We start from the raw sequence: 999 nt of genomic DNA on the forward strand, positions 1-999 counted from the left end.
CGAATCCTGGTGGCGATAGCCGAGCGAGGCATGGCCCTGCACCGGCCCCGCGACATCGGCGATCAGGTAGAGCGGCCGCCGCTTCGATTCGACATACAGCCGGCCGAGATACTCGCCGATCATCCCCAGCACGAACATCTGCACCNNGGTCGAGGTCCAGCCCTGGATCGCGTGGCCCATCGCCCAGGCGATGAGGATGTAGAGGATCAGCAGTACCGAAGCGCCGGTCAGCAGCAGCCCGACATGGCTGGCGAAGCGCAAGGGGGCGGTGGAGAAGCCGGTGATCGCGTCGAGCGCGAAGCGGATCATCTTGCCGAGCGGGTATTTGGTCTCGCCCGCATGGCGCTCGTGCCGGTCGTAGACGAAGGGCACCTGGCGAAAGCCGATCCAGGCGACCATGCCGCGAATGAAGCGCGCCTGTTCGGGCAGCGACAGCAGCGCGTCGAGCGCGCGCCGGCTCATCAGGCGGAAGTCGCCGGTATCGAGCGGGATCGGCGTGTCGGTGATGCGATCGAGCATGCGGTAGAAAATCGCCGCCGTCGCCTTCTTGAACAGGCTCTCGCCCTCGCGCTTGCGGCGGACCGCATAGACCACGTCGGCGCCCTGGGCAGCCATGGTCGCGCGCATCTCGGTCAGCAGCTCGGGCGGGTCCTGCAGATCGGCGTCGATGATCAGGATCTGCTCGCCGGCGCACAGGTCGAGGCCGGCGGTGAGCGCCAGCTGGTGGCCGTGGTTGCGCGAGAGGTTGATCGCGACAAGGTGCGGATCGGTGGCGGACAGGCGCTGCATCACCTCCCAGCTGCGGTCCCGCGACCCGTCATTGACGAAGACGATCTCGTACGACTCGCCCACCGCATCGCGCGCGGCGGCGCTGACCCGGGCGTGGAGCATGTCGAGACACGCCTCTTCGTTGTAGCAGGGGACGACGACGGAAAGCTGGGGACGTTTCATGACCGGCGCTCTGTAGCGCTGCCGGAACGGCCCGTCGAGCGGGCGCGC

2 pseudogenes are annotated in these 999 nt (G+C 67.8%); both read right to left on the reverse strand.

The annotated features are described in order from the left end of the window. Window positions 1-145 (reverse strand): annotated as a pseudogene (locus A7X12_RS26415) (glycosyltransferase); the annotation flags it as partial. 2 nt (window positions 146-147) lie between these two features. Then, a pseudogene (locus tag A7X12_RS19155) lies at window positions 148-951 on the reverse strand (glycosyltransferase family 2 protein); the annotation flags it as partial. Window positions 952-999 lie beyond the last annotated feature (48 nt).

The sequence above is a fragment of the Sphingomonas sp. TDK1 genome (assembly GCF_001650735.1).
In the GTDB taxonomy this organism is placed as follows: Bacteria; Pseudomonadota; Alphaproteobacteria; order Sphingomonadales; family Sphingomonadaceae; genus Sphingomonas.